Consider the following 17,524-nt stretch of genomic DNA (forward strand, 5'->3'; position numbering starts at 1 on the left):
TCGGCTTTTTTTTGGCAAAAACAGACCATTTTAAGGGGATAAATGATGACTCGACGCGCCATCGGCGTTAGCGAACGTCCGCTGCTACTGCAAACCATACCGCTCAGCCTGCAACATCTGTTCGCCATGTTCGGCGCAACGGTGCTGGTGCCCATTCTGTTTCATATCAACCCGGCGACGGTGCTGCTGTTCAACGGCGTTGGCACGCTGCTTTATCTCTTTATCTGTAAGGGCAAGATTCCCGCCTATCTCGGCTCCAGCTTCGCCTTTATCTCGCCGGTGCTGCTGCTGCTGCCGCTTGGCTATGAGCTGGCGCTGGGCGGTTTTATTCTGTGCGGCCTGCTGTTCTGCATCGTGGCGCTGATTGTGAAAAAGGCCGGCACCGGCTGGATCGACGTGATGTTCCCGCCGGCGGCGATGGGCGCTATCGTGGCGGTGATTGGTCTTGAGCTGGCGGGCGTGGCGGCCAATATGGCGGGGCTGCTGCCGGCAGAAGGCAGCAGCGCTGACGGTACCACCATCACTATTTCACTGGTCACCCTGGCCGTTACCGTTTTTGGCTCGGTGCTGTTTCGCGGCTTCCTCGCCATCATTCCGATTCTGGTCGGGGTGGTCGTGGGCTATGCGCTCTCCTTCGCTATGGGCATCGTAGACTGGACGCCGGTCTATAACGCGCCCTGGTTCGCGCTGCCTACCTTCTATACGCCGCGCTTTGAGTGGGCGGCGATGCTGACCATTCTGCCCGCCGCGCTGGTGGTGATCGCCGAGCACGTCGGGCATCTGGTGGTGACCGCCAATATCGTGAAAAAAGATCTGATCCGCGATCCCGGCCTGCACCGCTCAATGTTCGCTAACGGTCTTTCCACCGTGATCTCCGGCTTCTTCGGCTCGACGCCGAATACCACCTACGGCGAAAACATCGGCGTGATGGCGATTACCCGCGTCTACAGCACCTGGGTAATCGGCGGGGCGGCAATCATCGCGATTCTGCTCTCCTGCGTCGGCAAGCTGGCGGCGGCGATTCAGGCGATCCCGGTGCCGGTCATGGGCGGCGTGTCGCTGCTGCTTTATGGCGTTATCGGCGCATCGGGCATTCGCGTGCTGATCGAATCCAAAGTGGACTACAGCAAGGCGCAAAACCTGATCCTCACTTCCGTTATCCTGATCATCGGGGTCAGCGGCGCGAAAGTACATATCGGCGCCGCCGAACTGAAAGGCATGGCGCTGGCAACGCTGGTGGGGGTGCTGCTGGCGCTGATCTTCCGCGTTATCTCGCTGCTGCGCCCGGAAGAGGTGGTGCTGGACGCTGAAGAGAAGGGCGGTCACTGAGTCGGTGCGGGCAGGGATGCCCGTTATCCTCACCCGGCGAAAACTGTGGTAGACTTGCCCCGTTTTTTGCCTGTTCTCTTTGAGGTGCTTCTGAACACGCCGGCACAACTGTCACTGCCACTTTACTTACCGGACGACGAGACCTTCGCCAGCTTCTGGCCGGGGGAAAATCCGTCGCTTATCGCCGCGCTGAAAGGCGCCCTCAGTCAGCAACACGGCAGCTATCTCTATTTCTGGTCGCGCGAAGGCGGTGGCCGCAGCCATTTGCTGCACGCGGCGTGCGCGGAAATGTCGGCGCGCGGTGAGGCGGTCGGCTATGTGCCGCTGGATAAGCGCACCTGGTTTGTGCCGGACGTGCTGGACGGCATGGAGCATCTGGCGCTGGTCTGCATCGACAATATCGAGTGCATCGCCGGCGAAGAGGCGTGGGAGATGGCGATCTTCGATCTCTATAACCGCATCCTGGAAACCGGTAAAACCCGGCTGCTGATTACCGGCGACCGACCGCCGCGGCAGCTTAACCTTAATCTGCCTGACCTGGCGTCGCGCCTCGACTGGGGCCAGATCTATCGTCTGCAGCCGCTGAGCGATGAAGACAAACTGCAGGCGCTGCAGCTGCGCGCCGGTATGCGGGGCTTTGAACTGCCGGAAGATGTCGGGCGCTTTATGCTGAAACGCCTCGATCGCGAAATGCGCACCCTGTTCGAAACGCTGGATCGCCTCGATCACGCCTCGATCAGCGCGCAGCGCAAACTCACCATTCCTTTCGTAAAAGAGACGCTCGGGCTTTAAAGGATCGCCAGCACCGCTTCCGGCGGTCGGCCGATGCGCGCCCGATCGCCGTTAATCACCACCGGCCGCTCCAGCAGCGCCGGATGTGCCGCCAGCGCGTCAAGCAGCTGCGCTTCATCGGCGTTTTCCAGCCGCAGGGTTTTATAAAGTTCCTCTTTGGTGCGCATCAGCTGCCGGACGCTGCTCATGCCGAGCTTTTGCAGCAGAATTTGCAGCGTCTCGCGATCGGGCGGGGTCTCAAGATAGCGGACAATCTCTGGCTTAACGCCGTTCGCCTCCAGCAGCGCCAGGGTTTCGCGGCTCTTGCTGCAGCGCGGGTTGTGATAAAGGGTGACCATGCTCGATTATCCTTTTTGGTACTGTTTAAAGCGAGTTTGCAGCTGACGAAGCTGGTCGATACGCGCGTCATAGCGCGCCTGCTTCAGGCTGCCGACCGGCACCTGCGCGCTGGCGCTGCTCAGCGTAGTAATCGCCTGATCGAGCTGACCGTTAAGCGCCAGCGTTTCGGCGCGCGCCGACATCTCTTCATCATTCAGCCCCTGCTGCGCCGACGCCTGCGCCAGCAGATCCCAGCCGTTCACATCGTCTGGATGCGCCCAGGTATAGCGATTCAGAATGCGGCTGGCGTTAGCGGGCTGTTTCGCCTCGACGTAAGCATTCGCCAGATTTAGCTGTACCACCGGGCTGTTTTTAGCCGCGCCCGCGGCGTTAAGCCGGGCGATCGCCTGCTGCGGCTGATTCATACCGATATCGATATCGGTCATGATGTCGAGATACCAGACATTGTCGGGCTGCTTTGCCAGCAGCGGCTCGATGATCTTTTTCGCGCTGGCGAAACTTTTCGCCTGTAAAAACTGCACCGCTTTGCCGTACTGCGCCGCCTGCTGTTCGCGGCTGTTGCCGTGGCTATAGCTCTCCAGCAGCTCGTCGGTCAGCTGATTACGGCCGGTGGCGTACATGCCGAGGGCGCGCACTTTCGCCATGTAGTAATCCTGCGAGGACTGCACCACTACCGGGCGCATCTGGTTGGCGCGGTTGCGCGCGTCTGCCAGACGGCTGTCGGGCAGGGGATGCGTCAGCAGGATCTCCGGCGGCTTCGACGAGAAGCGGCTCTGATCGGCCAGCTTCTGTAAAAAGTTGGGCATTGCTTCGGGATCGAATCCGGCGCGCTGCAGCACCTGAATACCGATGCGATCCGCCTCCTGCTCGTTGCCCTGGGTGAAGCTGATAATGCCCTGCTGGGTGCCTGCCAGCGTACCGGTCAGCGCCGCCATACCCGCCTGTGGGCTGGCCATCGCCAGCAGAATCGATCCCAGCGCGCCGACCCAGGTCAGCGGCGCGTTGCGCTTCTGATCTTCCATCGCGCGCGCCAGATGGCGCTGGGTGACGTGGGAGATTTCATGCGCCATCACCGACGCCAGCTGGCTCTCATTCTCGGTAAAGCGAAACAGCGAGGCGTGCAGCACTACGTTGCCGCCGAAGAAGGCGAAGGCGTTAAGCTCGTCGTTCTGGATCAGAAAGAAGTGAAAGGGCGTTTTTACCGAATCGGCATGGGCAACCAGTCGCTGGCCGAGCTGATTGATGTACTCATTAAGCAGCGGGTCGTTGATCAAGGGCGCGCTGGCGCGCAGCTGACGCACGTAAAAGTCGCCCATCTGCATCTCCTGGCCAATAGAGAGCGTCGAGCCTGCGGTCGTGCCCATATCGGGCAGCGAGTCGCTGACGTCGGCCCAGGCGGACGCGTGCGGCATCAGCATCAGGGTGGGAAGCAGCGCGGCGAGTAGCGTTTTCTTTAACCGGTTCAACATGCCTGGATCCTGTAGAGAAACTCTGCGGCCTGGAAAATACAATGTGCTTTTTCAGGGTAAAAGACGCGTCGCGCCTATCTTAACCAGAGCTTTAAAAGAAAGAAACGGTCTGATCCGCTATTAACCTGTGCTACAGCGACGCTTTTGCAGCAAAAAATTGAACGTTAGGGGCGGGTGCGCTTTCGTTGAAAAACCAAACGCGCATTTATTTCATAAAAGGGAAACGCCGGTATAGCAGCGCCGTAACAGGCGTCGCTTTTTTAAGCGAGCCGGAGAGGGCAGCTCATTATTATAAACGCGCGAGATCCTCAGCACGCTTTTTAATTAAAGATATGTAAATTTACTCAAAAAAACTGAATGTGGCATGTTTTTTTCCAGGCTTACTCTGAAAAAAGCGCGTTATCAGCGCAAAAGGCGCGAAAGCGAAAATCAATAAGTTTGATGGTATGGCCGCTGAAGCCTCTGCGGTAAATATAAATAGCTGGTATCAGTTTCAGGCTAATTAATTTTATTTAAGGCCACTCCCTGCATAAATATCGATCCACTTCAATGTTAAAAGGCGCGCGCTTCGCCATCGAAAGCCTTTATCAATTAGCACAATGAATAGTTCACCTGGCAATTAACGCGCCGCAGGCGGTCAGCGCCGCGCCCTTTTGCCACGGCGGGGCTGTGGTATAGATAGCTCACCCAATTCGGGATGTGAACCAGCACTACGCTGTTATCCGGAGATAATTTATGCGTTCAGCTGTATCTTACGCGCTCATCGCCATTATTGGCGGTGCTGTTGGCGCGGGCGTTACCCAAAGCGGCGCGCTCTATCAAAAAGTCGTTAACCATTTCGCCGCCAAACCCAGCGATCCCGACGGCTTCTGGAGCACGCCCGCCGTTGACGGCTACGGCAAGATCCACTACGAGCCGGATGCCGCCTTTAAGCCGGTTGCGGGCCTGAGTAATAAGATCGTTTTCCAGATCACCCGCAGCGACGGCGCCATGACCGACGTCAACCTTGGCCTGGAGCGCGTGGCGCGCGTGGTCAACCTCTATGTCGCCTCCGGCGTGCCGGCGGAAGATCTGAAATTCGTTGTCTCGGTAACGGGCGACGCAACGCCTGCCATGCTGGATAACGCCCACTTCAAACAGTTTTACGGCGTAGATAACCCCAACCTCAAGCTGATCAGCCAGCTCGATAAGCTGGGCGTGAAGGTTTCCGTCTGCGATCAGTCGGTGGCTTTCCACCATTATCCCAACGACTGGATCGATAAATCAGTGGTTCATGCGCTCTCCAGTCCAACGACGGTCTCAACCCTGGAAAATCAGGGTTACGCATGGCTACAGATGTAATCACACTTTAAAAATAACGAGCAGGAGAATAACGATGCGTCCAGCGGCCTATATTGTGGTGGCAGCGATAGCCGGTTTTATTGGCGGTAATGTATTACAGCTGCCGGAATTATATGACAAGGTGAGCGGCAAATTTGCCAGTACCCCGACACAGCCAGCAGATTTCTGGAGTACGCCTGCAATTGAAGGCTTTGGCAAAATTCACTACGTCGACACGCCCGCTTTTAAACCCGGTACCGTGCCGGGCCTGAGCAATAAAATTGTTTTCCAGATTAACCGCAATGAGGGCGATATTCGTCAGCCGAATCTCGGTCTGGAGCGCGTTGCCCGCGTGACCAACCTCTATTACGCCGCAGGCGTGCCGCTGGATCAGCTGAAATTCGTGGTGTCGATCAACAGCGATGCGGTGCCGGCGGCGCTGAATAACGATCAGTTCCATAAGGCGTATGGTGTGGATAACCCTAACCTTAAACTGATCGACGAGCTGAAGAAGGCGGGCGTGCAGGTCTCGATCTGCGACCAGTCGGTGGCCTTTCACAATCTGCAGCGCGACTGGATCGATCAGCGCGTGACCCACACTATCTCCAGCGGCACCACGGTGGCGACGCTGCAGAACGAAGGCTACGCCTTCCTGATGCTGTAACCCCCCTCGACAGCGGCCCCGTGCCGCTGTCATCTTTTCGTCATTCCGCTGCGATTGTTCTGTCATACAACCCCTTTAGTTTGAGCGCCAGTGAGATCGTTCTCATCAGCGTATCAGGGGAAGAAAATGACCGATTTAATAAGCGTAGCGAAACTGGCGGGCGTCTCGCGCGCCACGGCGGCGCGCGCCTTCTCCGATCCCCATCTGCTGAAAGAGAGCACGCTGCAGCGGGTGCTGGCGGCGTCGGACCAGCTCGGCTTCCGCCCTAACCATATCGCGCGTCAGCTGCGCACCCAGCACTCCACCACCCTTGGCGTATTGCTGCCTTCGCTGCTCAATCCGGTATTTGCTCATCAGCTGCAGGCGATGGAGCGTCAGGCGCGGCTGGCCGGCTTCGGGCTGCTGGTCGCCACCAGCGACTATCAGGCCGAGCGCGAGGCGGCAATCGTCGAACATATGCTGCGTCAGCGCGTCGCCGGGCTGGTGTTAACGGTGGCTGACGCGGACCGCAGCGCGGTGCTGCCGACGCTGGCCGCGGCGCAGATGCCCTTTGTGCTGGCGCACAACGTGCCGCAGTGCGCCAGCTGGCCGAGCGTCTGCGTCGATAACCGGCGCGCGATGGCCGAAGCGGTCGAACATCTGCTGGGGCTGGGGCACGGCCATATCGGCATGGTGACCGGCCCTGTCTGGCAGTCCGATCGGGCGCAGCAGCGTTTTCTCGGCTACTGCGACGCCATGCGGCAGGCGGGTCTGAAACCCTTTCCGCTGATCGAGATGCCGAGCCATACGCGCTCCGACTTTCAACAGCTGCAACCGCGCCTGCAGGGGGCTAATCCGCTGACCGCGGTGATCTGCAGTAACGACCTGCTGGCCATCAGCCTGATGGGCGCCGCCGCGCGCGCGGGCGTTCAGGTGCCGACGCAGCTTTCCGTTATGGGCTTCGATGGCATTGAAACCGGCGAGCATCTGACGCCCTCGCTTGCCTCGGTGGTGCAGCCCAGCGATCTGCTCGGTGCCTGCGCCATCGATATGCTGTTACAACACGCCAGCGGCGGGCTTCGCATGCTGGCGCACCATCTGCGGCTGGGCGAAAGCATCGCGCCCGCACCGCGCTCTACCTTCGTTAATTCCAGGGAATCCACATGTCAACGCACAAGAGAATGAAAATGTTAAGCGCTGCGGCGCTGCTGGTTGTATGCGGTATAGCGAGCCAGGCTGCCCACGCGGCGGAAAGCGCCATCTGCTACAACTGTCCGCCGGAGTGGGCGGACTGGGGAGCGCAGCTGAAAGCTATCGCCCACGACACCGGCGTCCAGGTGCCGCAGGACAATAAAAACTCTGGCCAGGCGCTGGCGCAGCTGGTCGCCGAGCAGGGCAATCCGGTCGCCGACGTGGTCTATTACGGCGTCAGCTTCGGCATTCAGGCGGCGGGCGCTGGCGTTATCGCCGACTATAAGCCGGCGCGCTGGGACGAGGTGCCGGCAGGCATGAAAGATCCTGACGGGAAATGGGTGGCGCTGCACTCCGGCACCCTGGGCTTTATGGTCAATGTCGATGCGCTGGGCGGCGCGCCGCTGCCGACCTCCTGGGATGATCTGCTGAAGCCGGAATATAAGGGCATGGTCGGCTATCTCGATCCCTCCAGCGCCTTTGTTGGCTACGTCACCGCCGTGGCGGTGAATCAGGCGAAAGGCGGATCGCTGCAGGACTTCACCCCGGCGCTGAACTGGTTCAAAAAGCTGCAGGCCAACCAGCCGATCGTGCCGAAGCAGACCGCCTACGCGCGCCTGATTTCAGGCGAGATCCCCATTCTGCTCGACTACGACTTCAACGCCTACCGCGCAAAGTATAAAGATCACGCCAACGTCGCCTTCGTGATCCCGCAGGAGGGGACGGTTACGGTGCCGTACGTTATCAGCCTGGTGAAGAACGCGCCGCACGCTGCCAACGGCAGGAAAGTGATCGATTATGTGCTCTCGGATAAAGGTCAGGCGATCTGGGCCAACGCCTACCTGCGCCCGGTGCGTCCGTCGGCGATCTCCGCCGAGGCGAAGGCGAAATTCCTGCCTGACAGCGACTATGCCCGCGCGACCACGGTGAATTATCAGCAGATGGCCGATGTGCAGAAAGCCTTTTCCGCCCGCTACCTGAGTGAGATCCGTTAATGTCGCTGCTGGAAACCCGCAGCCGCGCGCCGACGGCCCTGCGCCGTCGGGCGCATCAGGGCGCGCGCTGGCCCTGGATGCTGCTGCCTGTGCTGCTCTTTTTCGCCGCCTTCTGGCTGCTGCCTTTCGCGCGCCTGCTGCAGACTGGCCTGACGCCGGATCGCACCACCGGGCAGAGCGGCTACTGGACGGCGATCGCCCAGCCGCACTATCTGCAAAGCCTGCTCAACACCCTGCTGCTGTCGCTGGCGGTGACGCTGATAACCCTGCTGATCGCCGCCGTGGTTGGCTGTTTTCTGGCGCGTCAGCGTTTCGCCGGGCGCGGCACGCTGCTGGCGCTGCTGACCTTTCCGCTCGCCTTTCCCGGCGTGGTCGTGGGGTTTCTGGTGGTAATGCTGGTGGGGCGGCAGGGGCTGCTGGCGCAGTTGAGCATGAGCCTGTTTCACGAACGCTGGACGCTCGCCTATTCGCTCAGCGGCCTGTTTATCGGCTATCTCTACTTCTCGCTGCCGCGCGCCATCGTCACGCTGGTGGCTGCCAGCGAAAAGCTGGATCGCTCGCTGGAAGAGGCGGCGCGCTCGCTCGGGGCCAGCCAGTGGCGCATCACCTGGGACGTTATCGTGCCGGGACTCAGGCCGGCGTTGCTCTCCAGCGGCGCGCTCTGCTTCGCCACCAGCATGGGCGCGTTCGGCACCGCCTTTACCCTCGGCACCAGCCTTAGCGTGCTGCCGCTGACCATTTACGGCGAGTTCACCAACTACGCCAATTTCGCCACCGCTGCGGCGCTGTCGGTGGTGATGGGCGCGGTCGCCTGGCTGGGTCTGATAGTGGCGCGCGCCTTAACGCACCAGTCGGGAGAGAAATCATCATGAAGCGTCGCACGCTGTTCTATTTGCAGGCCGGGATCACCGCGCTGACGGCGCTGTTTATGATTGTGCCGGTGGTGCTGTCGATGCTGGCGGGCGTGACAGAAAACTACTTCGCTGGCCTGCGCAGCGGCCTGACGCTGAAGTGGGTCGGGCAGGTGTGGGCGCTCTACGCCGATACCTTCTGGCTGTCGCTGCTGATTGCGCTCTGCTGTCTGGCGATCGTCGTGGTGACGGGCATTCCTGCCGCCTGGGGGCTGCTCAAGGCGCCGCCGCGCTGGGCCGCCCGCATCGAGGAGTGCCTGATGCTGCCGGTGGCGCTGCCGGGCCTCACGACCGCGCTCGGGATTATTCTGCTTTACGGCCGGTTTAACGCGCTGCGCGACAGCTGGCTGTTTATTCTGATCGGCCATGTGCTCTTTACGCTGCCCTTTATGATCCGGCCGGTGCTGGCGGTGATGCAGGCGATTCAGCTGCCGCGCCTCGAAGAGGCGGCCGCCAGCCTCGGTGCCGGTTTCTGGCGCCGCTTCTTCACCGTGGTGGTGCCGAACTGCCGCAACGGCATTCTGGCGGGGGCGTTTATGGTAATTACCCTGTCGGTAGGCGAGTTCAATATTACCTGGATGCTGCACACGCCGCTGACCAAAACCCTGCCGGTCGGGCTGGCGGACAGCTACGCCTCGATGCGGCTGGAAGTGGGATCGGCCTATACGCTGATCTTTATCGTCATGATTTTACCGCTGTTGCTGATGCTCAACGCCTGCAATCACTGGCTGGCGCGCCAGACGACGCGAAACGCTGTTAAGGAGCTGGCATGAATAACGCTGCCGTTACCGTCACGCTGCGCCGCTGCGCGCGCCGCTTTCATCAACATACCGCGCTGCATCCCCTCGATCTTACCGTTCACGCCGGCGAAACCCTGGTGCTGCTCGGGCCGTCCGGCTGCGGCAAAACCACGACGCTGCGCATTATCAGCGGGCTGGAAAGCAGCGACGAGGGCGGCGAGGTCTGGTTTGACGATCGCGACGTCACCGCGCTGCCGATTGAGAAGCGCAACGTCGGTATGGTGTTCCAGAACTACGCGCTGTTTCCCAATATGAACGTAGCGCAGAACGTGGAATATGGCCTGAAGGTGCAGGGCGTGGCGCGCGGCGAGCGCGCAGCGCGCGTGCAGGAGATGCTGGCGCTGGTGGATCTCAGCGCGCTGGCGAACCGCGCCATCGACAAACTTTCCGGCGGACAGAAGCAGCGCGTGGCGCTGGCGCGCGCGTTGGCCGCGCGGCCGAAAGTGCTGCTGTTTGATGAGCCGCTGGCGGCGCTCGACGCCAAACTGCGCGAGCGTCTGCGGCTTGAGATCGGCGCGCTGCTGAAAAGGCTCGCGATTACCGCCGTCTATGTCACGCACGATCAGCAGGAGGCGATGGCGCTCGGCGATCGCATTGCGGTGATGGAGCAGGGGCGCATCGCCCAGATCGACACGCCGCAGATGATTTATCAGCGTCCGGCGACGCGCTTCGTTGCCGACTTTGTCGGGGCGATCAACTGCATCGCAACCGACGCCCGGGGGGAGCCGCATCAGTTCTGCCGCCCGGAGGATATTCTGCTGGCGGACGACACCCGCTACGCACGCCACGGCTATATCGTCGGCAGTACCTTTTTGGGTGCCGCGCAGCGTTTGCATATCGATATCGGGCTTGCCGCGCCGATTCAGGTCGATCGTCATGCGCGAGAGGCCTGGCATGCCGGGCAGCACGTCACCTGGACGCTGGCGCCGCGCGCCGCGCTGGATTTTACCGGTTATTAAGGAGAGCGTCGTGTCCGACAACCCTACGCTGATCGCGCAGATCAGCGACCTGCATATCAAGGCGAACGGTCGCCTGTCCTATAAAAAAGTCGATACCCAGGCGGCGCTGCTGCGCGCCATCGAGAACCTAAACGCGCTGCGACCGCAGCCGGATATGGTAGTGATTACGGGCGATCTGGTCGATTTCGGCGCGGTGGAGGAGTATCAGACGCTGCGGCAGCTGCTGCGCCGCCTGCAGCTGCCGTTCCGCCTGATGCCGGGCAATCATGACGATCGCCAGGCGCTGCGCGAGGTGTTTGCCGATCACCTCTATCTTCAGCACGGCGTCACCCTGAACTGGCAGCTAAAGGTCGGGCCGCTACAGCTGCTTGCGCTCGACTCCAGCGTGCCGGGGCAGCCCTGGGGCGAGGTCGATGCGCATCAGCTGAGGTGGCTGGAGCAACATCTGGCGCGCGAACCCGCCGCGCCGACGCTGGTGATGCTGCATCATCCGCCTTTTATCTGCGGCATCGACCATATGGATCGCCAGCGGCTGCGCGACCCCGGCGCGCTGGCGGCGGTGATCGCCCGCTATCCGCAGGTAGAGCGGGTGCTGTGCGGGCATCTGCATCGCAGCCTGCAGACGCGCTTTGCCGGTACCCTGGCGGTGTGCGCGCCGGGCCTCTCCCATCAGGTGGCCTTTGACCTGCAGCCCGACGGCCCGGCCCATTTCGTGCTGGAGCCGCCTGGCTTTCTGCTGCACCGCTGGCAGCCGGGGCAAGGCATGGTGACGCATCAGTGCGCCATTGGTGATTATTCTGGCCCCTGGCCCTTCTACGATGAGCAGGGGCTGATCGATTAGCGCCAGGGGTAAACAGGCGGTTTCTGAGAATGTCGGGCTTGAGGGGTGCTCAGGCGGGCGACAGCGTGTACACTTGCCTCTTGCCTCACCAGGGCAGACAACCTCCAACAAAAACGACATTCTCAGGCCTTTCAGCATGTACTTATCTTTTACGGCGGGTGCGCTATGTTAATGCGCCTGCGTCCCCGAACCGATCTACGCACGCTTATCGCGTTGCTCGCCATCGTCAGCATTGTGGTTACGCTCACCAACGCGCTCTATGCTACCTGGCGCGTGCAGCGTATGGCGCTGATCGACAGCACGCTGGAGGCGAACCGCGCTTACGCTACCAAGCTCGCCTCCACCACCGAAATCTTTTTCCAGCTGGCGCAGTCGCAGCTGCACTACAGCGCCAGGCTGCTCGGCGAAAACTTTGAGGATCCTGCGCTGCTGCGTCAGGAGGTCGATCGCCTGCGCGAGCAGACCAGCAGCTTTAACTCGGTAGCGGTGGTCGACGCTAACGGCGTGGTCAAGGCTATCTCACCAGAATCTCTGATGCTGCAGGGCATGCACCTGACCAGCGATGCGTCGCGTGAGGCGCTCAGCTCGCGCCAGCCCGCCATCAGCAAGCCGACCATTTCGGCGGCCAATAACCTGATTATTTTTGTCTCCTGGCCCATCTGGAGCCGCGACGGCCGCTATCTCGGCTACGTGGGCGGCACCATCTACCTGAAAAAGAAAAGCATCTTAAATACGCTGCTCGGCGAGCAGTACTATCGCGACGGCACCAGCGTCTACGTGCTCGACAGCACCAGCCAGGTGCTCTATCACCAGAACGGGCAGCTGGTTGGCAAAACCCTGCCCGCGCTGCTGAGCGGGCGCGGTGAAACCACCAACGGCTCGCTGCAGCTGCGGACGGCGGGCGAGCCGCCGCGCCTCGTCGGATACGCCGTGGTGCCGACCACCGTTACGCTGGAGCCGCTCTCTGGTCTGCTGATGCAGGTGCTGAAGCACTCGGTGCCTTTCGCGCTGCTGACGCTGCTGGTGGCGGTGGTGCTGGCGCGGCTAATCGCGCTGCCGCTCTGGCAGCTGGCGCGTAAGGCGCGTCAGATGGATGCGCCGGGCGTCTCAATGGAGCTGGACACGATTCATGCCTGGTATTTTGAGGCGGCGCAGGTAAAACGCGCGCTGCTGACCGGCATCGGGCTGGTGCAGGACAAAATCGGCCGCCTGAAGTCAGAGGTGCAGACCGATCCGCTCACCCAGCTGCTTAACCGGCGCGGCCTGAGCGCGGTGCTCGACTTCTATCATACGCTGCGTCATCCGTTCGCCGTGCTGGCGCTTGATATCGACCACTTCAAGCGGGTCAACGATAGCTGGGGACATGACGTTGGCGATCGCGTAATTAAGCAGGTCGCGAAGACGCTGAGCGCCAGCGCGCGTCAGAGCGACGTGGTGTGTCGCAACGGCGGAGAGGAGTTCCTGATGCTGCTGCCGATGACCGAGATTGATGAGGCGAGCCGCATTGCCGAACGTATACGCGCCAGCATCGCCGAGGCGTCGATAGCTGATGTCGGTGCCATTACCCTTTCCGTCGGAGTAGCCGCCTGGCAGGATGAGGCGCAGCCGCTGGAGCAAAGCCTGAAGCAGGCTGACGCCGCGCTCTATCAGGCGAAACATGACGGGCGCAACTGCGTGCGGGTCGCGGAGGGGCGGCGGTCAGAGAGCCTGACGCCGTAAAAGAGAGAAGGCGGGATGCAGCGCAAGGCCGCATCCGCGCCGCGTTACGCCGACTTCAGGTAATCCATCACGATGTCGTGATGGTTCGAGGTTTTAAAGTCGTCGAATACCTTTTCAATCGTGCCGTCGGTGCCCACCAGGAAACTAATCCGGTGAATGCCGTCATAGGTTTTGCCCATAAAGGTCTTTTCGCCCCAGACGCCGAACGCCGAGCAGACCTGATGATCTTCATCAGAGAGCAGGGTAAAGTTCAGCAGCTCTTTTTCGGCGAAGCGCGACAGCTTTTCAGGTTTGTCGGTGCTGATGCCGAGCACTTCCACGCCCGCTTTCTTCAGCTCATCCATATTGTCGCGCAGGCCGCAGGCCTGCACGGTGCATCCCGGCGTCATCGCTTTCGGGTAGAAATAGACCAGAACGCGCTGTCCCTGGAAGTCGGTTAAATTTACCTGTTCGCCATCCTGGTCGGGCAAGCTAAATTTCGGTGCGGTATCACCGGCTTTCAGTGGATTCATCACTACTCTCCATTTTTTCTTTATGCTGTGGGCGACAGACCGCCTGACAAACCGCGCCAGGCGAAAAGCCGCCATCAGGGGATATTGCGCCACATAGCCAGACAACAGTGATGTGGAGGAATAGCCCCGGCTTATTTACAGCTTAGCGTGAACCCTGCAGCGTCGCCGCATCGTCGTCGGCCAGGCTGTAGAAACGCAGCGTGCCGTCGGCGTTGAGTTCGCGACACAGGGCGTAAAACGCCTGCTCAAACTGAGAGTCGCCGACGCCCGCCGGGCTGTGCGCCGTGATTTGAATATAGAGCGTCGGCGTCTGATCCGCCTGACCCGGCTTAATGCGCGACCCCAGTTCAGCGATGTTCATCGCATGTTTGTCAAACAGATCGGTAAAGCGCTCAATTAGGTGGGGCGAATCAGGCACCTCAACCTGCACCCACACCGTCGCCGGCATCGGCGGACGCGTTCTGGCGCGGGTGCGCTTCATCACAATCAGCAGCTCCAGCTCTGCGCCTTTCAGCGGCAGCGTCGACTCAATCAGCGCGATAGCGTTCCAGCTGCCGGAGAGCAGCATAATAAAGGTGAACTCATCCCCGAGCATGGCGAGACGGCTGTCTTCGATATTGCATCCGCAGCTGCTGACGTGACGGGTAATAGTATTGACGATACCCGGACGGTCAACACCCAGAGCGGTGATCACCAAATGGTGGGGCTGAGACTGCGGCAAAGTGGGATTTCCTGTTCATTCGCTAATAACTATAAGGTAAACATAAAAAAAACTGCTGACAAGCGCAGGAGGGGCGTGGCCTGCTTGCTTTTCAACAGAAGTAAAACGTACCATGAAGCACTTGTTTGTCGAGGGGATCGCCAATGTTCACGGGAAGTATTGTTGCACTCGTTACGCCAATGGATGACAAAGGTAATGTCTGCCGTGCGAGTCTGAAAAAACTGATTGATTATCACGTCGCCAGCGGCACCGCGGCGATCGTCTCCGTCGGCACCACCGGCGAATCCGCGACCCTGAGCCATGAAGAGCATGGCGACGTGGTGATGCTGACGCTGGAGCTGGCGGACGGGCGTATCCCGGTGATCGCCGGCACCGGGGCCAACGCCACCGCAGAAGGCATCTCTCTCACCAAACGTTTCGAAAACAGCGGCGTGGTCGGCTGCCTGACCGTGACGCCCTACTACAACCGTCCGACCCAGGAAGGGCTCTACCAGCACTTTAAAGCGATCGCGGAAAGCACGGCGCTGCCGCAAATGTTATATAACGTCCCCTCACGCACCGGCTGCGATATGCTGCCGGAAACCGTTGCGCGCCTGGCTGAAATTAAAAATATTATCGGAATCAAAGAGGCGACCGGGAACTTATCGCGCGTTAGTCAGATCCAAGCACTGGTCGATGAAGCCTTTATCATCGTCAGCGGCGACGACGCCAGCGCGCTGGGCCTGATGCAGCTGGGCGGCAAGGGGGTCATTTCGGTCACGGCCAACATCGCGGCGCGTGAAATGGCTGAGCTGTGCGCGCTGGCGCAACAGGGCAATTTCATCGAGGCGCGTCGCCTGAATCAGCGTCTGATGCATCTGCACCAGACGCTTTTCTGTGAACCCAATCCGATCCCGGTAAAATGGGCGGCGAAACAGTTAGGATTAATCGCCAGCGACACGCTGCGTCTGCCGATGACGCCGCTGAGTTCAGCGGCCATACCAAAAGTTGAACAGGCGCTGATTAAAGCGGGTTTGCGATAAGTTAGGGAGTTTCAATGAATCATTCTGTAAAGCGCTCAACGGTTGCGACCGTCGTGGCGCTGTCTACTGCGATGCTGTTAACGGCGTGCTCTAGCGATCAGCGTTACAAACGTCAGGTAAGCGGTGACGAGTCCTATTTACAGGCTAGCGAGCTGCAGGATCTGAAGGCACCCGCCGGTATGATCCTGCCAGTGGCGCACGGCGACTACGACGTGCCGCACACCGCCGCCAGCGGCAACGTCGGCAAGCAGCTCGACATTCGCCCGCCGGCGCAGCCGCTGGCGCTGGTAAACGGCGCCCGCGCGCAGTTCACCGGCAACACCGGCGTGCTGATGCTGGAAAACAGCCGCGGTGCCGTCTGGTCGCAGGTGACCAAAGTTGTTGAGTCGAACAATTTCCCCATTGCGCAGCGCAACGATGCGCGTCAGCAGCTGACCACCGACTGGGTGCAGTGGAATCGCGCCGACGAAGATAACCAGTATCGCGGCCGCTACGAGATCAGCGTGCAGTCGCAGAGCTACCAGCAGGTGCTGACGGTGCGTCTGCTTGAGCTGCAGCAGCAGGATAAAGCGGTTACCGCGCCGGTGCAGATCCAGCGCTATACCGCGCAGATGCTTAACGCCATCAGCGCCGGGCTGGACAAAATTGACGTCGCCAGCGAAAACGCAGCGGCCGGTCGCGCCAGCGGCAGCATTGACGTACAGAGCGGCGCGGACGATACCGGACTGCCGATGCTGGTGCTGCGTACGCCGTTCAGCGTTGCCTGGCAGCGTCTGCCGCAGGCGATGCAGCGCGTCGGTATGGAAGTCACCGACAGCAATCGCTCGCAGGGCAGCATGAACGTCACCTACAAGTCGCCGGGCAGCGGCGCGTGGGATGAGGTCGGCGCGAAAGATCCAGAGCTGCCGAACGGCGACTATAAAGTGCAGGTCGGCGATCTCGATAACCGCAGCAGCCTGCAGTTTATCGATCCGAAAGGGCATGTGCTCACCCAGTCGCAGAACGATGCGCTGGTGGCCGTGTTCCAGGCGGCCCTTAACAAATAAATCGCCTCAGGGCCGGAGATTCTCCGGCCTTTTTTTTTCGTCTCTGGCATAATAGCGCGCGGCGAAGTAAACGATTGCGTCGCGGCAATCCCCCAGCGGCCCGCCGTCGCAGAACACCCGTAATTTTCAAGTCTGGAGTTAACAAGATGCAAAAGCGAGCTGAGTTGTATCGCGGTAAAGCGAAAACCGTATACAGCACCGACAATCCGGATCTGCTGGTACTCGAGTTCCGCAACGATACGTCAGCAGGCGACGGAGCCCGAATCGAGCAGTTCGATCGCAAAGGAATGGTAAACAACAAGTTCAACCATTTCATTATGACCAAACTGCAGGAAGCGGGCATTCCGACCCAGATGGAAGCGCTGCTCTCCGACAACGAAGCGCTGGTGAAAAAGCTGGAGATGGTGCCGGTGGAGTGCGTGGTGCGCAACCGCGCGGCTGGCTCGCTGGTAAAACGTCTCGGCGTGGAAGAGGGCATGATCCTCAATCCGCCGCTGTTCGATCTGTTCCTCAAAGATGACGCGAAGCACGATCCGATGGTCAATGAATCCTACTGCGAAACCTTCGGCTGGGTCAGCAAAGCGAACCTGGCGCGCATGCAGGAGCTGACCTTCAAAGCCAACGAGGTGCTGAGCAAGCTGTTTGACGACGCGGGCCTGATCCTGGTCGATTTCAAGCTGGAGTTCGGCCTGTTCAAAGGCGAAGTGGTGCTGGGCGACGAGTTTTCGCCGGACGGTGCGCGCCTGTGGGATAAGGAGACGATGGATAAAATGGACAAAGACCGTTTTCGCCAGAGCCTCGGCGGCCTGATTGAGGCCTATGAAGAGGTGGCGCAGCGTCTGGGCGTTAAGCTCGACTAAGCTAATCCCTTGTCAGAAGGAGAGAGGAGAGCCGCGGCTCTCCTTTTTTCATTTG

The 17,524-nt window shown here is 60.4% G+C and carries 18 protein-coding genes; 14 read left to right on the top strand and 4 right to left on the bottom strand.

Annotated features, from left to right (window positions below; translation table 11 throughout):
- Positions 1 to 45: 45 nt before the first annotated feature.
- Both uraA and hda read left to right on the top strand, forming a co-directional pair.
- Positions 46 to 1,329, top strand: coding sequence for a uracil permease (gene uraA / locus MHZ97_RS12555; RefSeq protein WP_239314777.1), 1,284 nt, complete (start codon positions 46 to 48; stop codon positions 1,327 to 1,329).
- 90 nt (positions 1,330 to 1,419) lie between these two features.
- On the top strand, positions 1,420 to 2,121 hold the full coding sequence (hda, locus tag MHZ97_RS12560) for a DnaA inactivator Hda (RefSeq protein ID WP_224481766.1): 702 nt from the start codon (positions 1,420 to 1,422) through the stop codon (positions 2,119 to 2,121).
- Here hda and arsC read toward each other — a convergent pair.
- Positions 2,118 to 2,459 (bottom strand): arsenate reductase (glutaredoxin), encoded by a 342-nt coding sequence (gene arsC / locus MHZ97_RS12565; RefSeq protein ID WP_103794331.1) that lies wholly within the window; start codon positions 2,457 to 2,459, stop codon positions 2,118 to 2,120. The genes hda and arsC overlap by 4 nt on opposite strands.
- A 6-nt stretch (positions 2,460 to 2,465) precedes the next feature.
- Positions 2,466 to 3,929 carry a M48 family metallopeptidase gene (locus tag MHZ97_RS12570; protein ID WP_239314748.1) on the bottom strand — a complete coding sequence of 488 codons (1,464 nt, stop codon included), beginning with the start codon at positions 3,927 to 3,929 and terminating at the stop codon, positions 2,466 to 2,468.
- Between the two features lie 735 nt (positions 3,930 to 4,664).
- Between MHZ97_RS12570 and MHZ97_RS12575 the strand changes: the two genes are divergently transcribed.
- The 9 genes from MHZ97_RS12575 to MHZ97_RS12615 all read left to right on the top strand — a co-directional run bounded on the left by MHZ97_RS12575 (position 4,665) and on the right by MHZ97_RS12615 (position 13,308).
- A complete protein-coding gene (locus MHZ97_RS12575; protein ID WP_103794329.1) occupies positions 4,665 to 5,270 on the top strand; it encodes a DsrE family protein in 606 nt (201 codons plus the stop codon).
- 34 nt (positions 5,271 to 5,304) lie between these two features.
- A complete protein-coding gene (locus MHZ97_RS12580; RefSeq protein ID WP_103794328.1) occupies positions 5,305 to 5,913 on the top strand; it encodes a DsrE family protein in 609 nt (202 codons plus the stop codon).
- A gap of 126 nt (positions 5,914 to 6,039) precedes the next feature.
- The gene (locus MHZ97_RS12585; RefSeq protein ID WP_103794327.1) at positions 6,040 to 7,077 is read left to right on the top strand and encodes a substrate-binding domain-containing protein; all 1,038 of its coding nucleotides are present in this window, start codon (positions 6,040 to 6,042) and stop codon (positions 7,075 to 7,077) included.
- A 2-nt stretch (positions 7,078 to 7,079) separates the two neighbouring features.
- Complete coding sequence (locus MHZ97_RS12590; protein ID WP_374044228.1) at positions 7,080 to 8,078, top strand: ABC transporter substrate-binding protein; 999 nt, start codon at positions 7,080 to 7,082, stop codon at positions 8,076 to 8,078.
- Positions 8,078 to 8,950, top strand: a complete 873-nt coding sequence (locus MHZ97_RS12595) for an ABC transporter permease (protein ID WP_239314747.1) — start codon at positions 8,078 to 8,080, stop codon at positions 8,948 to 8,950. Before MHZ97_RS12590 ends, MHZ97_RS12595 begins: the two co-directional genes overlap by 1 nt.
- Entirely contained in the window at positions 8,947 to 9,762 is an 816-nt protein-coding gene (locus tag MHZ97_RS12600; RefSeq protein ID WP_239314746.1) for an ABC transporter permease, read from the top strand. The genes MHZ97_RS12595 and MHZ97_RS12600 overlap by 4 nt, the downstream gene beginning before the upstream one ends.
- Entirely contained in the window at positions 9,759 to 10,748 is a 990-nt protein-coding gene (locus MHZ97_RS12605; protein ID WP_239314745.1) for an ABC transporter ATP-binding protein, read from the top strand. The genes MHZ97_RS12600 and MHZ97_RS12605 overlap by 4 nt, the downstream gene beginning before the upstream one ends.
- A 10-nt stretch (positions 10,749 to 10,758) precedes the next feature.
- Positions 10,759 to 11,589: a phosphodiesterase gene (locus MHZ97_RS12610; RefSeq protein WP_239314744.1), complete on the top strand. Its 831-nt coding sequence runs from the start codon at positions 10,759 to 10,761 to the stop codon at positions 11,587 to 11,589.
- A gap of 165 nt (positions 11,590 to 11,754) precedes the next feature.
- Positions 11,755 to 13,308, top strand: coding sequence for a sensor domain-containing diguanylate cyclase (locus MHZ97_RS12615; RefSeq protein ID WP_239314743.1), 1,554 nt, complete (start codon positions 11,755 to 11,757; stop codon positions 13,306 to 13,308).
- A gap of 44 nt (positions 13,309 to 13,352) precedes the next feature.
- On the opposite strand, the gene bcp is transcribed toward MHZ97_RS12615, so the two are convergent.
- Both bcp and MHZ97_RS12625 read right to left on the bottom strand, forming a co-directional pair.
- Entirely contained in the window at positions 13,353 to 13,820 is a 468-nt protein-coding gene (gene bcp, locus MHZ97_RS12620; RefSeq protein ID WP_103794320.1) for a thioredoxin-dependent thiol peroxidase, read from the bottom strand.
- Between the two features lie 142 nt (positions 13,821 to 13,962).
- The gene (locus MHZ97_RS12625) at positions 13,963 to 14,541 is read right to left on the bottom strand and encodes a glycine cleavage system transcriptional repressor (RefSeq protein ID WP_103794319.1); all 579 of its coding nucleotides are present in this window, start codon (positions 14,539 to 14,541) and stop codon (positions 13,963 to 13,965) included.
- Between the two features lie 143 nt (positions 14,542 to 14,684).
- On the opposite strand from MHZ97_RS12625, the gene dapA reads away from it, so the two are divergent.
- The 3 genes from dapA (at position 14,685) to purC (ending at position 17,469) form a co-directional block, all read left to right on the top strand.
- Positions 14,685 to 15,563, top strand: coding sequence for a 4-hydroxy-tetrahydrodipicolinate synthase (gene dapA, locus MHZ97_RS12630; protein ID WP_239314742.1), 879 nt, complete (start codon positions 14,685 to 14,687; stop codon positions 15,561 to 15,563).
- A gap of 14 nt (positions 15,564 to 15,577) precedes the next feature.
- Entirely contained in the window at positions 15,578 to 16,609 is a 1,032-nt protein-coding gene (gene bamC, locus MHZ97_RS12635; protein WP_103794317.1) for an outer membrane protein assembly factor BamC, read from the top strand.
- 146 nt (positions 16,610 to 16,755) lie between these two features.
- Complete coding sequence (gene purC, locus MHZ97_RS12640) at positions 16,756 to 17,469, top strand: phosphoribosylaminoimidazolesuccinocarboxamide synthase (protein WP_103794316.1); 714 nt, start codon at positions 16,756 to 16,758, stop codon at positions 17,467 to 17,469.
- Positions 17,470 to 17,524: the final 55 nt, after the last annotated feature.

Source organism: Pantoea sp. ACRSC (genome assembly GCF_022346785.1).
Taxonomy (GTDB): Bacteria; Pseudomonadota; Gammaproteobacteria; order Enterobacterales; family Enterobacteriaceae; genus Pantoea; species Pantoea alvi.